The sequence below is a fragment of the Streptomyces litchfieldiae genome (assembly GCF_031845365.1).
Taxonomy (GTDB): domain Bacteria; phylum Actinomycetota; class Actinomycetes; order Streptomycetales; family Streptomycetaceae; genus Streptomyces; species Streptomyces litchfieldiae.
In genome coordinates this window covers 37,102-50,268 of record NZ_JAVREL010000020.1, presented here as the reverse complement: position 1 = coordinate 50,268, position 13,167 = coordinate 37,102, and the positions used below count along the sequence as shown (strand labels likewise).

Here is a 13,167-nt window from a genome sequence, read left to right as displayed (position 1 = left end):
GCGGCTGGGACCGCTACGGCGTCCGCTCGTTGCCCTTGGGCTTGCCCGACTGGTGTGGCGTGCCGTGCGGCGGCGCCGAGAAAGGCTGCGGGGACGTGGCCGGATCGACCGGTGAGGTGCCGCGGGTGGGGCCGCCCGGCGCGGGCGGCACCTCGCCGCCCGGTGACGGCGTGCTGCCGGCGTCGAGTTCGGCCTGCCGGGCCGTGATGAGCTGGATCACCCCGGCGCGGTTGGCGTGGCGGCGCTCGTAGTCCAGGAGCGCGGTCAGCTCCGCCGGGCCGAGCGACCGGATGCGGTGTTCGATGTCGCCGGCGGTGAGGCCGTCGTAGCCGGGGACCGGCGCTTCGTCGTGGTGGGTCATGGCGCCCGAGTACCCGCCGGGCCGATGGCCTATCAGGGCAGCGGCGAGCCGCCCGTGGCGTTGACGACCTCCGCGGTGACATAGCCCGCGTCCGCCGAGGCCAGGAAGACGTAGGCGGGCGCCATCTCGGCCGGCTGGGCCGGCCTGCCGAGCGGCGACTTGGCGCCGAAGCCGGTGGTGTCCGGCATGGTCGAGGGGATCAGCGGCGTCCACACCGGGCCGGGCGCGACCGCGTTGACGCGGATGCCGCGCGGGGCGAGGTGCGCGGCCAGGCCCTGGGTGAACGTGACGATGGCGCCCTTGGTCATGGCGTAGTCCAGCAGGTGTGGGCTGGGCTGATATCCCTGTACGGACGTGGTGTTGATGATGCTGCCGCCGGCCGGGATGTGATGCACGCACATCCGGCTCAGCCAGAACATGCCGTACAGGTTGGTCCGCATGACCCGGTCGAACTGCTCGGTGGTGATCTGCTCGATGCCGTCCGGCTGGGCCATCTGGTAGGCAGCGTTGTTGACCAGGATGTCGACGCCGCCGAACTCGTCGACGGCCCGGTCCGTCAGCGCCCGGCACGCGTCCTCCTCGCGGATGTCGCAGGGCACGGCGACCGCGCGGCGGCCGGCATCGGTAATCAGGCGGGTGGTCTCCGCGGCCTCGGCCGCTTCCTCCGGGAGGTGGCTGAAGATCACGTCGGCGCCCTCGCGGGCGAAGGCCAGCGCGACCGCGCGGCCGATGCCGGAGTCGCCGCCGGTGATGATCGCGCGGCGCTCCCGCAGCCGGCCGCAGCCGCGGTAGGAGTCCTCGCCGTGGTCGGGGCGCGGCCTCATCTCGCCGGTGCTGCCCGGGGGTTCCTGGGACTGCGGGGGGAACTCCGGGCGGGGGTGGCGCCGGGTGGGGTCCGGCTGCCGGGGACGGTCGGTCATGGGTCGCCCTTCGGGGGGTCGGGGTCAGTCCTCGTCCTTCTTGTCGCCGCCGGCCAAGTACTCCTGGAGCTTGGCCTTCAGGCCCTTCTTCACCACGCCCCCGCGGTCCACGTCGCCCTTCAGCAGCGCCTTGGCGGTGGACTCGATCTGGTCCCAGGTCGCGGACGGCGGGATCGGCGGCACGTCCGGGTCGGTCAGGAACTCCACCACCGCGGGCCCGGGCGCGGCCAGCGCCTCGCGCCAGGCGTCCTCGACGTCGTCCGGTTTCTCCACCCGCACGCCGGACAGGCCGAGGGAGCGGGCGAACGCGGCGGTGGAGACGTCGGGGAGCTCCTGGGAGGGCAGGAACTGCGGGGAGCCGGACATCGCGCGCATCTCCCAGGTCACCTGGTTGAGGTCGCGGTTGTTCCACACGCCGACCACCAGGTGCGGATTCTCCCAGGCGTGCCGGTACTTGGCGGCGGTGATCAGCTCGTTCATGCCGTTCATCTGCATGGCGCCGTCGCCGACCAGCGCCACCACCGGGCGGTCGGGGTGGGCGAACTTGGCGCCGATCGCGTACGGCACCGCGCAGCCCATGGTGGCCAGCGTGCCGGACAGGGAGCCGCGCATGGTGCCGCGCATCGTGATGTGCCGGGCGTACCAGTTGGTCACCGAGGCGGAGTCGACGGTGAGGATGGCGTCCTCGGGCAGCAGCGGGTCCAGGCAGTGCGCGACGTACTGCGGGTTGATGGGGTCGGCGTCGACCAGTTCCGCCTGGCGGGCCAGCGCGTCGCGCCAGCGTTCGGTGGAGGCGGCGATGCGCTCGTGACGGCCGGCCGCGTCCGCCTTGGCGTGCAGCAGCGGCAGCAGCCGGCGCAGCGTGGCGCGGGCGTCGCCCACGAGGTTGACCTCGTAGGGGTAGCGCATCCCGACCATGCCGGGGTCGATGTCGATCTGCACGCCCCTGGCCTGGCCGAACTCGGGCAGGAACTGGCTGTAGGGGAAGCTGGACCCAATGGCGATCAGCGTGTCGCAGTCCCGCATCAGGTCCCAGGACGGGCGGGTGCCGAGCAGGCCGATGGTGCCGGTGACATAGGGCAGCGTGTCGGGCAGCGCGTCCTTGCCGAGCAGGGCCTTGGCGATGCCGGCGCCCAGCTTCTCGGCCAGCTCCTGGACCTCGGCGCGGGCGCGGACGGCGCCCTGGCCGACGAGGACGGCCACGTTCTCCCCGGCGTTGACGACCTCGGCGGCGCGGGCCAGCGCGTCGTCCGTGGGCACCGTGGTCCAGGCGCTGAAGTCCTGGCTGGAGGGCACCATCTTGAACGCGTGGCCGGGCTCGCTGTACTCCAGCGTCTGCACGTCCGCGGGCAGGATGACGACGGCGGGCGCGCGGCGGGCGTAGGCGGTGCGCAGCGCGCGGTCCAGCACGTTGGGCAGTTGCTCGGGGACGTTGACGGTCTCCAGGAAGGCGGCGACGTCCTTGAACAGGGCGTGCAGGTCCACCTCCTGCTGGTAGGAGCCGCCCATCGCGCTGCGGCTGGTCTGGCCGACGAGGGCGACCACCGGGACATGGTCCAGGGCGGCGTCGTAGAGGCCGTTGAGCAGGTGGATGGCGCCGGGGCCCGAGGTGGCCGCGCACACGCCCGCGCGGCCGCTGAACTTGGCGTAGCCGACGGCCTGGAACGCGGCCATCTCCTCGTGCCGGGCCTGCACGAAGCGGGGCTCGTTGTCGGCCCGTCCCCAGGCGGCGAGCAGACCGTTGATGCCGTCGCCCGGGTAGCCGTAGACGATCTCGACGTGCCAGGCGCGCAGCCGGGCGAGTATGTGATCGGCGACTGTCTGGCTCATCACTGGCCTCTCAACGGGGTAGCTCCGGCAGGACCCTGGTGCGGTAGAAGTCGAAGAAGCCGGCCATGTCGGGCCCGATCTGGCTGACGTAGACGCGGTCGAAGCCGGCCTCGGCGCAGGCGGTGAGGGACTGGATGTGCTCGGCCGGGTCGTCGCCCAGCGGCATCGGGCCGTTCCTGACGTGCTCCTCGGTCACGAGCTGGACGGCCTGCTCGAAGTGGCGCGGCTCGGGCAACTGGGCGGCCAGCTCGCCGGGCAGGAACATGTTGGGCCAGCGCGCCAGGACGGTGCGGGCGGCGCGGTCGCGGTCGGTGTCGTAGCAGACCTTGATCCCGCAGGAGGCGGGCTTGTCCCCGCCGCCGCCCGCACGAAAACGACGGAGCATATCGGCCTGGGGCCCCATGGTGACGAAGCCGTCGCCGATCCGGGCCGCCAGGCCGGTGGCCGCCGGGGCGTAGCCGGAGACGTCGATGGGGACGGGCTCGTCGGGCAGCGTGTGGAGGCGGGCGTTCTCCACGGTGTAGTGCCGGCCGCGGTGGCTGACGCGTTCGCCCGTGATCAGCAGCCGGATGATGTCCACGGCCTCCTCCAGCATCTCCAGCCGGACCTCGGCGCGGGGCCATGTGGTGCCCACGATGTGCTCGTTGAGCGCCTCGCCGCTGCCCACGCCGAGCCGGAACCGGCCCGGAAGCAGCGCCCCGCTGGTGGCGGCGGCCTGGGCGATGACCGCCGGGTGGACGCGGACGGTCGGGCAGGTCACGGCGGTGGCGACGGGCAGCGCGGTGGCCTCCGCGAGCGCGCCGATGGTGGACCAGACGAACGGGCTGTGCCCCTGCGCGTCCAGCCACGGGTGGTAGTGGTCGGAGATCCACAGCCCGGTGAAGCCGGGCCTGTTCGGCCTGCCGCGCCTGGTCGACCAACGCGCGCGGCCCGTGGTCCTCGCTGGCCAGGAAGTAGCCGTACGACGTCATGACTGCCCTCTCGTCTCGCTCGGTTCTCGCCCGGTTCGGCGCGGAAACGGCGTGCCCCGGCGGGTAACCGCCGGCCGCGGGCGGAAACCCCCGGCGGGCGGGTCAGGGCCGGCCGCCGACGCCGGTGGCGAACTCGCCGAGCCGGCCGTGCCGCAGCCTGGGCTCGAGCGGCGGCGTGGTCATGCCGATGCCGTGCCGCAGCCCCTCCACCAGGTCAAGCAGGGCGTCCTCCGCGCTGTACTGCGGTGTCCAGCCCAGCTCCTCGCGGGCCCGGGAGCAGTCCATGATCGGCAGCCGCACCAGCGTGTCGAAGAGCTGCGGCGGGGCGGGCGCCAGGCGGGTGCGCCACGCGGCGGCCATGGCGGTGCGCAGCAGCGGGCGGGGCAGCCGAACGCGGCGGGCGGCGAAGAGCCGGGCCAGCAGGGCGGGGTCGACGACGGGGTCGGCGGCCAGGTTGAACGCGCCGCGCACCGGGCGGGCCACGGCCAGCCGGTACGCCTCGGCGGCGTCGCTGGTGCGCAGCACCTGGAAGCGCAGGCCGGGCACGTCGGGAACGACCGGGCTGAGCTCGGGGCGGACCAGCGGGCCGTACAGCAGCGGGCCGAGGAAGAGGCGGCGCTGCTCGGCGGCGGCCTCGCGCGCGAAGAGGAAGCCGGGCCGCATCCGCACCACGCGGATGCCGGGCTGTTCGTAGGCGAAGGTGTCCAACAGGCGTTCCACGTACGCCTTTTCGCGGCTGTACGCGGCGTTCGGCCAGCCGTGCGTGGGCCAGCTCTCGGTGACCGGCCGGTCCTTGGGCCCCGGGGCGTAGGCCGCCACGGACGAGGCGCAGACCAGGGCGGGCACCCGGGCCGCGGCGGCGGCCTGGAGGACGGCGGTGGTGCCGAGCACGTTGGTGCGCCAGGTCATCAGCGGGTCGCGGGCCGGCTGGAGCATCCACGCCAGGTGCACCACGGCGTCGGCGTGGGTGAAGTGGGCGGTGAGGGCGGTCCGGGCGGTCTCGGCCGCACGCAGGTCCACCGCGTCCCAGGTCGTCTTCTCCACCGGCCAGTCCGGCACCCGGCGGGCGAGGCCCAGGATCGAGGAGACGTCGGGGTCGGCGGCCAGCGCCCGGATTACGGCGCTGCCGACGTTGCCCGTGGCTCCCACGACCACGACACGCTTTCCGTCGGCGCTTGCGTCGGCTGAAGTCATCGGCGGCGCTCCCTTCCTGGATCCCGATGTGGTCGCGTACCCGGCGAACGAGGCGGAACACCCCGTTTGCCCGATTTTCCGGGGGGTACTTGGGAGCGGTCGTTGAAGAAAGGAGATGACATGCACTTTCGACACGCTGTCGTCACCGGCGGGGCCGGCTTCCTCGGCTCGCACCTGTGCACCGCGCTGCTCGACCGGGGAACGGACGTCACCTGCATCGACGACCTGAGCACGGCCGATCCGGGCAACATCGACCACCTGCGGAACCGGCCGGGGTTCACCGTCACCCAGGCCAGCGTGTGCGAGGCGTTCGACGTGGCGCGCCCGACGGACCTCGTGCTGCACTTCGCGTCGCCCGCCTCCCCCGCGGACTATCTGCGGCTGCCGCTGCACACGCTGGAGACCGGCAGTCTCGGCACCCGCAACGCCCTCGCCCTGGCGCGCCGGCACGGCGCGCGCTTCGTTCTGGCCTCCACGTCGGAGGTGTACGGCGACCCGCAGCAGCACCCACAGACCGAGACGTACTGGGGGCATGTCAACCCGGTGGGGCCGCGCAGCGTGTACGACGAGGCCAAGCGGTTCGGGGAGGCGCTGACGACGGCCGAGGCGGAGGTGCACGGCACGGACACGGGCATCGTGCGGCTCTTCAACACGTATGGCCCGCGGATGCGCGGCTACGACGGGCGGGCGGTGCCGACGTTCATCCGGCAGGCGCTGGCCGGGGAGCCGCTGACCGTGACCGGGGACGGGCGGCAGACGCGTTCGCTCAGCTATGTCGAGGACACGGTGAACGGGGTGCTGGCGATGGCCGGTTCCGATCTGCGCGGTCCGGTCAACATCGGGAATCCGGAGGAGGTCTCGATGCTGGACCTGGCGCATCTGATCATCGGGCTGACCGGTTCCGACTCGGCGGTGCGGCTCGTCGAGCGACCGACGGACGACCCGACGGTGCGCTGCCCCGACATCACGCTGGCGCGCGGCAAGCTCCAGTGGGAGCCGCGGGTGCCGGCCGAGGAGGGTCTGGCCCGCACCATCGCCTGGTACCGGGCGCCGGTCGCCGCCTGAGCGGCATCCCCTCCCCCTCATCTCTTCTTCGACGAGCTTCTTCGACGAACCTCCTTTCTTCGACGGACCGTTCGCACCAGCCCGGAGGGCACCCATGCGCGTACTCGGTATCAACGCCCTGTTCCACGATCCGGCGGCGGCCCTCGTCATCGACGGCCGCACGGTCGCCGCCGCGGAGGAGGAGCGGTTCTCCCGCCGCAAGCACGGCAAGCGGCCGGTCCCGTTCTCCGCCTGGGAGCTGCCCGAACAGGCGGCTGCCTGGTGCCTGGGGCAGGCCGGGCTGCGCCCGGAGGATCTGGACGCCGTCACCTATTCGTTCGACCCCGCGCTGGCCCGCCCGACGGACGCGCTGGGGCTGGACGACCCGTGGGACCACCTGCGGCTCACCTACGCCCGGGAGGCGCCGGGCTTCCTGAGCACCGCGCTGCCCGGGCTGGACCCGGAACGGGTGCGGTTCGTGCCGCACCACATGGCGCACGCGGCGTCGTCGGCGTTCGCCGCGCCCGTCGCGGAGAACTCCTCGGTGCTGGTGCTCGACGGCCGCGGCGAGGCCACCTCGCATCTGGCGGCGCGGCGCACCGGGCAGGAGCTCACGCCGCTGCACGGCCAGGCGCTGCCGCACTCGCTGGGCCTGGTCTACGAGGAACTGACCGAGCACCTGGGCTTCCTGCGGTCCAGCGACGAGTACAAGGTGATGGCGCTGGCCGCGTACGGCACGCCGCGGTTCCTGCCGGAGCTGCGGCGTTACGTCCACTCCACGGGCGACGGCGGGTTCCGGGCGGCCGGGGTGCCCTGGGCGGAGCTGGCCCCGGCGCGTCCGAAGGACCGGGCCTGGACGCAGGAGCACGCGGATCTGGCGGCCAGCGCGCAGGCGTGCCTGGAGGAGACGCTGCTGGACTTGGTCCGCTGGCTGCACGGGCGCACCCATGACGACGTGCTGACGATGGCCGGCGGCGTGGCGCTGAACTGCGTGGCGAATTCGCGGATCGCGCGGGAGGGCCCGTTCGCCCGGGTGTGGGTGCAGCCGGCCGCCGGCGACGCGGGAACAGCGCTGGGCGGCGCGCTGCTGCACGCGGCCGGCGCGGACCCGGCGCCCACCGAGCCGCCGGCCGGCGCGGATCTGGGGCGCGGCTGGTCGGACGCGGAGCTGGAGGCATGGCTGAAGACGGCCGCCGTGCCGTTCGAACGGCCGCCGGACGTCGCGGCGACGGTGGCCGAGGCACTGGCGGAGAACGCGGTGGTGGCCTGGTTCCAGGGGCGGTCGGAGTACGGGCCGCGCGCCCTGGGGCACCGCTCGCTGCTGGCCCACCCCGGCAAGTCGGGCAATCTGGAGCGGCTGAACGACATCAAGGGCCGCGAGCAGTTCCGGCCGGTGGCGCCGATGGTGCTCGCCTCCCGGGCCGCGGAGGTCTTCGACGGGCCGCTGCCGAGCCCGTTCATGCTGTTCGTGCACGACGTGCGCCCCGAGTGGCGCGACCGCATTCCGGCCGTGGTGCACGTGGACGGCACCGCGCGGATCCAGACGGTGGACCCGGCCGCCGAGCCGCTGGTGGCGCGCATGCTGTCGCGGTTCGAGGAGCGGACCGGGCTGCCCGTGGTGGTCAACACCAGCCTGAACACCGCCGGCCGGCCGATGGTGGACGACCCCCGGGACGCGCTGGAGTGCTTCGGCTCGGCGCCGGTGGACCTGCTGGCGATCGGCCCGTTCGTGGTGCGCCGGCGCGCGCTGTTCGCCGAGGGCGGGCGGGGCCGTGAGTGACGCGGCGGCGGCCACCGGCCCGCGCCCCCCGTACGCCGTGGTGATCCCGACGCTGGGGCGGCCCAGCCTGGGCCGGGTGCTGACCGCGCTGGCGGCCGGCGACGGGCCACGGCCGGCGCGCGTGGTGCTGGTGGACGACCGGCCGCCGCAGGACCCGACGCCGCTGCCGGTGGCCGTGCCCGCCGCGCTGTGGGACCTGGTCGAGATCGTGCCCGGCCTGGGCGCCGGGCCGGCCGCCGCCCGGAACACCGGCTGGCGGCGAGCGCCCGAGCCGTGGATCGCGTTCCTGGACGACGACGTGGTGCCCGGCGAGGACTGGGCGGCGGCGCTCGCCGCCGACCTGGCGGCGGCCGAGCCCGACATCGCGGGCGTGCAGGCGCGGATCACCGTTCCGCTGCCCGGCGACCGGCCGCCCACCGACTGGGAGCGCAACACAGCCGGGCTGGCGACGGCGCGCTGGATCACCGCCGACATGGTCTACCGGCGCGCCGCGCTGGCCTCGGTGGGCGGCTTCGACGAACGGTTCCCCCGCGCGTTCCGCGAGGACGCCGACCTGGCGCTGCGCATGCTGGCCGCGGGCTGGATCCTCGCGGTGGGCCGACGGCGGACGGTGCACCCGGTCCGCCCGGCCGACGCCTGGGTGTCCGTGCGCACCCAGGCCGGGAACGCGGACGACGTGCTGATGTCGCGGCTGCACGGCCGGGACTGGTGGGCGCGGGCCGAGGCGCCGCGCGGCCGGCTGCGGCGGCACGCGGCCGTCACGGCGGCCGGGTGCGCGGCGCTGGTCGCCGCCGCCGGGCGCCGGCGGCTGGCCGCGGCCGGGTGCGCGGCGCTGTGGCTGGCCGGCACCGCGGAGTTCGCGGTGGCCCGGGTGCTCCCCGGGCCGCGCACCGCGGCGGAGATCCGGCGCATGGCCGCGACAAGCGTGGCCATCCCGCCGGTCGCGGTGGCGCACTGGCTCGCCGGGCACGTGCGGCACCGGAACGCCCGGCCGCTGGCGGTCTCCCCCACCGCGCCCGTTTGCGCTGGTGAGCATGCGGACGAGACACGTCCGTTTGATTCGGTCATATCGGGCAACTCAGTCGCTTATGACTAAGGCCCCGATCTTCACATTTCCGGAGCCTCGGGCGGACCGCCCCTGGCTGCTGCCCTCGGCCGGGCCCGGCGCCCCGGCCGCGCGGCGGGCCGGTCCGGGGCCGGACGCGGTGCTCTTCGACCGCGACGGCACGCTGATCGAGGACGTGCCCTACAACGCCGACCCCGCCCTGGTGCGCCCCCTCCCCCGCGTCGGCGCCGCCCTGGACCTGCTGCGGGAACGCGGCATCCCGCTCGGGGTGGTGAGCAACCAGTCCGGCGCCGCCCGGGGCCGGTTCGGCCCCGACGGGGTGGCGGCCGTGCGGCGGCGGGTGGAGGAACTGCTCGGGCCGTTCGGCGTCTGGGCCATCTGCCCGCACGGCCCCGGCCAGGGCTGCCACTGCCGCAAGCCCGCGCCGGGCCTGATCATCGCGGCGTGCGCCCAACTGGGCGTGGCGCCGGACCGGGTGGCGGTCGTCGGCGACATCGGCGCCGATCTGGCGGCGGCCCGGGCGGCCGGCGCCCGCGGCGTGCTGGTGCCGACGCCGGTCACCCGGCGCGCGGAGATCGTCGCGGCCGAGGAGTGGGCGCCGGATCTGCTGACAGCCGTGCGCCACCTGCTGGGCCCGGCCCGGTCCGGCGGGCGCAGCGGCGAGGAGCGGAGCCCATGAGCGCGGAGCACACGGAGGCGAAGCACGGGAACGAGGGGCCCCGCACGCTGGTCGTGCGGCTGGACAGCGCCGGCGACGTCCTGCTGGCCGGGCCCGCGGTCCGCGCCGTCGCGGCCGGCTCCTCGTCCACCACGCTGCTGTGCGGCCCGGGCGGCGCGGCGGCCGGCCGGCTGCTGCCCGGCGTCGACGACCTCGTCGTCCACGACGCGCCCTGGGTCAGCCTCTCCCCGCCCCCGGCGGACCGCGACAGCGTGCTGGCTCTGGTCGACCGGCTGGCCGCCGGGCGCTTCGACCGGGCCCTGATCTTCACCTCGTTCCACCAGAGTCCGCTGCCCGCCGCCCTGCTGCTGAAGATGGCCGGGGTGCCCTGGATCGGCGCCGACAGCGAGGACTACCCGGGCTCGCTGCTGCAACTGCGCCACCGGCGCGCGCCCTACCGGCACGAGGCCGCCGCCGCGCTGGAGCTGGCCGAGGCGGCGGGGTTCGCCCTGCCCGCCGGCGACTCCGGAGCCCTGCGGATCCGCGACCACCCCGACACGGCGCATCTGACCGGCGAGGGGCCCTATGTGGTGGTGCACCCCGGCGCGGCCGTGCCGGCGCGCGCCTGGTCGCCGCCGCGGGCCGCGCAGGCCGTCGCGGCGCTCGCCGCGGCCGGCCACCGGGTCGTGGTCACCGGCAGCCCGGGCGAGGAGGGCCTGACCCGGCGCGTCGCCAGCCGGCACGCGCTGGACCTGGGCGGCCGGACGGAACTGCCCGAGCTGGCCGGCGTGCTGGCCCGCGCCCGGGTGGTGGTGGCGGGCAACACCGGCCCGGCACATCTGGCGGCGGCCGTGCGGACCCCGATCGTCAGCCTGTTCTCCCCGGTCGTCAGCGCGGACCGCTGGCTGCCCTACCGGGTGCCGCACCTGCGGCTGGGCCGGCAGGACACCCCCTGCGCCAACACCCGGGCCCGGATGTGCCCCGTGGCGGGCCATCCGTGCCTGGACTCCATCACCGACGAGGAGGTCCTCGGCGCGGTGGCGGCCCTGACGGTGAGCGGTCCCCGCCCGGACCGCGTCGGACGGAAGGCGGTGGCATGAACATCCTCATCTGGCATGTGCACGGCTCCTGGACCACGTCGTTCGTCCAGGGGTCCCACACCTATTTCGTTCCGGTGCTGCCCGACCGGGGCCCCGACGGACTGGGCCGCGCCCGCACCTACACCTGGCCGGAATCGGTCATCGAGGTGCCGCCCGAGCAGCTCACCGACGCGCCGGTGGACCTCGTCGTCCTCCAGCGCCCGCACGAGGCCGGACTCGCCGAACGCTGGCTCGGCGGACGCCGCCCCGGGCGCGACGTGCCCGCGGTCTACGTCGAGCACAACGCGCCCGACGGGAACGTGCCGGACACCCGCCACCCGTACGCCGACCGCGAGGACCTGCTGCTGGTCCATGTCACCCACTTCAACCGGCTGTTCTGGGACAGCGGCACCACCGCCACCGCCGTCGTCGAGCACGGCGTGGTGGACCCGGGCCACCGCTGGACGGGCGAGCTGGAACGCGCCGCCGTGGTGGTCAACGAACCGCTGCGCCGGTGGCGCGTCACCGGCACCGACCTGCTGCCGGCGCTGGCCGGGACGGCGCCGCTGGACGTGTTCGGCATGCGCACCGAGGGGCTGGCCGAACGGCTGGGCCTGCCCGACGCCCGCCTCCGCGGCCACGACCTGCCGCAGGCACGGCTGCACGACGAGATGGCCCGGCGCCGGCTCTATCTGCACCCGGTGCGCTGGACCTCGCTGGGCCTGTCCCTGATCGAGGCCATGCACCTGGGCATGCCGGTCGTCGCCCTGGCCACCACCGAGGCCACCGAGGCGGTGCCGCCGGAGGCCGGGGTGCTGTCCACCCGGCCCGAGATGCTCGCCCGGGCGGCGGCCCGCTTCCTCCGGGACCCCGGCGCGGCGGCCGAGGCGGGCCGCGCGGCGCGGCACGCGGCGCTGGAGCGCTACGGCCTGAAGCGGTTCCTGGACGACTGGGACCTGTTGCTGGAGGAGGTGATCCGTTGATGAGGCGACCCACCGAACCGGACGGACTCCGGATAGCCCTCGTCTCCGAGCACGCCAGCCCGCTCGCCGCGCTGGGCGGCGAGGACGCCGGCGGCCAGAACGTGCACGTCGCTCAGCTCGCCGGCGAACTCGCCGACCGCGGCCACACGGTGACCGTCTACACCCGCCGCGACTCCACCGCGCTGCCGGCGGCCGTGCCGCTGCGGCCCGGCGTCCTGGTGCGGCACGTGCCGGCCGGGCCCGCCGACACCGTTCCCAAGGACCGGCTGCTGCCGTTCATGCCGCAGTTCGGAACCGTGCTGGAACGGGAGTGGGCCGCCGCGCCGCCGGACGTGGTGCACTCCCACTTCTGGATGTCCGGGGTCGCCTCGCTCCAGGCCGCCCAGCCGCTCGGCATCCCGTTCGCGCACACGTTCCACGCGCTCGGCTCCGTGAAGCGGCGGCACCAGGGCGCGGCCGACACCAGCCCGGCCGACCGGATCACCTGGGAGCGGTACGTCGGCCTGAGCTGCGACCGCACGGTGGCCACCTGCCGCGACGAGGTCGAGGAGCTGACGGCGCTCGGCCTGTCGTTGGAGCGCGTCAGCGTCGTGCCCTGCGGCGTCGACCCGGAACTCTTCACGCCCGAGGGGCCCGCCGCGCCGCGCGGCCCCCTCCCCCACCGGCTCCTCCAGCTCGGCCGGCTGGTGCCGCGCAAGGGGGCCCAGTTCTCCGTCGCCGCGCTGGCGCGGATCCCCGGCGCCGAGCTGGTCATCGCCGGCGGCCCCCGGGGCGGCCGGCTGGACGCGGACCCCGAGGTGCGCCGGCTGCGGGCGCTGGCCCGGGCCCACGGCGTGGCCGACCGGGTCCGGTTCACCGGCGGCCTCTCCCGCGCCGAGGTACCGACCCTGCTGCGCGGCGCCGATCTGGTGCTCTGCCCGGCCGACTACGAACCGTTCGGCATCGTTCCGCTGGAGGCCATGGCGTGCGGCGTGCCCGTCGTCGCCAGCGCCGTCGGCGGACAGCGCGACACCGTCGCCGACCCCGGCACCGGCCGGCTGGTGCCACCCGGCGACCCGGCCGCGCTGGCCGCCGCCGTCAACGCGCTGCTGGCCGCGCCCGCCGAACGGGCCGCCCGTGGCGCCGCGGGCCGGCGGCGGGTCCTCACCCGCTACCGCTGGGCCGCCGTCGCCGCCGCCACCGAAGAGGTCTACCGAGAGATCAGCAGCCGCCGCCCGGCTCCCGTGAGCGGCGCCTGAACTCGGCCCCAACTCCGCCCGAACCGAGGGAGGAACCCTTCCC

11 protein-coding genes and 1 pseudogene are annotated in these 13,167 nt (G+C 75.1%); 7 read left to right on the top strand and 5 right to left on the bottom strand.

The window, feature by feature from the left end; genetic code table 11:
• Positions 1 to 13: 13 nt before the first annotated feature.
• The 5 genes and pseudogenes from RM590_RS27840 to RM590_RS27820 form a co-directional block, all read right to left on the bottom strand.
• Positions 14 to 361, bottom strand: a complete 348-nt coding sequence (locus RM590_RS27840; protein WP_311707494.1) for a hypothetical protein — start codon at positions 359 to 361, stop codon at positions 14 to 16.
• A gap of 32 nt (positions 362 to 393) precedes the next feature.
• On the bottom strand, positions 394 to 1,281 hold the full coding sequence (locus tag RM590_RS27835) for an SDR family oxidoreductase (RefSeq protein ID WP_311707493.1): 888 nt from the start codon (positions 1,279 to 1,281) through the stop codon (positions 394 to 396).
• Positions 1,282 to 1,305: 24 nt separating this feature from the next.
• Positions 1,306 to 3,111, bottom strand: coding sequence for a thiamine pyrophosphate-requiring protein (locus tag RM590_RS27830; RefSeq protein WP_311707492.1), 1,806 nt, complete (start codon positions 3,109 to 3,111; stop codon positions 1,306 to 1,308).
• A 10-nt stretch (positions 3,112 to 3,121) separates the two neighbouring features.
• A pseudogene (locus RM590_RS27825) lies at positions 3,122 to 4,082 on the bottom strand (TIGR03557 family F420-dependent LLM class oxidoreductase).
• 102 nt (positions 4,083 to 4,184) lie between these two features.
• A complete protein-coding gene (locus tag RM590_RS27820; protein WP_311707491.1) occupies positions 4,185 to 5,276 on the bottom strand; it encodes an NAD-dependent epimerase/dehydratase family protein in 1,092 nt (363 codons plus the stop codon).
• A gap of 120 nt (positions 5,277 to 5,396) precedes the next feature.
• Between RM590_RS27820 and RM590_RS27815 the strand changes: the two genes are divergently transcribed.
• The 7 genes from RM590_RS27815 (at position 5,397) to RM590_RS27785 (ending at position 13,124) form a co-directional block, all read left to right on the top strand.
• Positions 5,397 to 6,341: an NAD-dependent epimerase/dehydratase family protein gene (locus tag RM590_RS27815; protein WP_311707490.1), complete on the top strand. Its 945-nt coding sequence runs from the start codon at positions 5,397 to 5,399 to the stop codon at positions 6,339 to 6,341.
• 94 nt (positions 6,342 to 6,435) lie between these two features.
• Positions 6,436 to 8,100, top strand: coding sequence for a carbamoyltransferase family protein (locus RM590_RS27810; RefSeq protein WP_311707489.1), 1,665 nt, complete (start codon positions 6,436 to 6,438; stop codon positions 8,098 to 8,100).
• Positions 8,093 to 9,196 (top strand): glycosyltransferase family 2 protein, encoded by a 1,104-nt coding sequence (locus RM590_RS27805; protein ID WP_311707488.1) that lies wholly within the window; start codon positions 8,093 to 8,095, stop codon positions 9,194 to 9,196. Before RM590_RS27810 ends, RM590_RS27805 begins: the two co-directional genes overlap by 8 nt.
• Positions 9,189 to 9,845, top strand: a complete 657-nt coding sequence (locus tag RM590_RS27800; protein ID WP_311707487.1) for a D-glycero-alpha-D-manno-heptose-1,7-bisphosphate 7-phosphatase — start codon at positions 9,189 to 9,191, stop codon at positions 9,843 to 9,845. The genes RM590_RS27805 and RM590_RS27800 overlap by 8 nt, the downstream gene beginning before the upstream one ends.
• Complete coding sequence (locus RM590_RS27795; protein ID WP_311707486.1) at positions 9,842 to 10,924, top strand: glycosyltransferase family 9 protein; 1,083 nt, start codon at positions 9,842 to 9,844, stop codon at positions 10,922 to 10,924. The genes RM590_RS27800 and RM590_RS27795 overlap by 4 nt, the downstream gene beginning before the upstream one ends.
• Positions 10,921 to 11,886, top strand: a complete 966-nt coding sequence (locus RM590_RS27790; RefSeq protein ID WP_311707485.1) for a glycosyltransferase — start codon at positions 10,921 to 10,923, stop codon at positions 11,884 to 11,886. Before RM590_RS27795 ends, RM590_RS27790 begins: the two co-directional genes overlap by 4 nt.
• Positions 11,886 to 13,124, top strand: a complete 1,239-nt coding sequence (locus tag RM590_RS27785; RefSeq protein WP_311707484.1) for a glycosyltransferase — start codon at positions 11,886 to 11,888, stop codon at positions 13,122 to 13,124. The genes RM590_RS27790 and RM590_RS27785 overlap by 1 nt, the downstream gene beginning before the upstream one ends.
• The last annotated feature ends 43 nt before the right edge of the window (positions 13,125 to 13,167 follow it).

Coding starts and splice junctions, on each gene's coding strand:
- RM590_RS27790 (WP_311707485.1), top strand. CDS start 10,921: ATGAACATCCTCATCTGGCATGTGCACGGCTCCTGGACCACGTCGTTC.
- RM590_RS27810 (WP_311707489.1), top strand. CDS start 6,436: ATGCGCGTACTCGGTATCAACGCCCTGTTCCACGATCCGGCGGCGGCC.
- RM590_RS27800 (WP_311707487.1), top strand. CDS start 9,189: ATGACTAAGGCCCCGATCTTCACATTTCCGGAGCCTCGGGCGGACCGC.
- RM590_RS27835 (WP_311707493.1), bottom strand. CDS start 1,281: ATGACCGACCGTCCCCGGCAGCCGGACCCCACCCGGCGCCACCCCCGC.
- RM590_RS27830 (WP_311707492.1), bottom strand. CDS start 3,111: ATGAGCCAGACAGTCGCCGATCACATACTCGCCCGGCTGCGCGCCTGG.
- RM590_RS27840 (WP_311707494.1), bottom strand. CDS start 361: ATGACCCACCACGACGAAGCGCCGGTCCCCGGCTACGACGGCCTCACC.
- RM590_RS27820 (WP_311707491.1), bottom strand. CDS start 5,276: ATGACTTCAGCCGACGCAAGCGCCGACGGAAAGCGTGTCGTGGTCGTG.
- RM590_RS27815 (WP_311707490.1), top strand. CDS start 5,397: ATGCACTTTCGACACGCTGTCGTCACCGGCGGGGCCGGCTTCCTCGGC.
- RM590_RS27785 (WP_311707484.1), top strand. CDS start 11,886: ATGAGGCGACCCACCGAACCGGACGGACTCCGGATAGCCCTCGTCTCC.
- RM590_RS27795 (WP_311707486.1), top strand. CDS start 9,842: ATGAGCGCGGAGCACACGGAGGCGAAGCACGGGAACGAGGGGCCCCGC.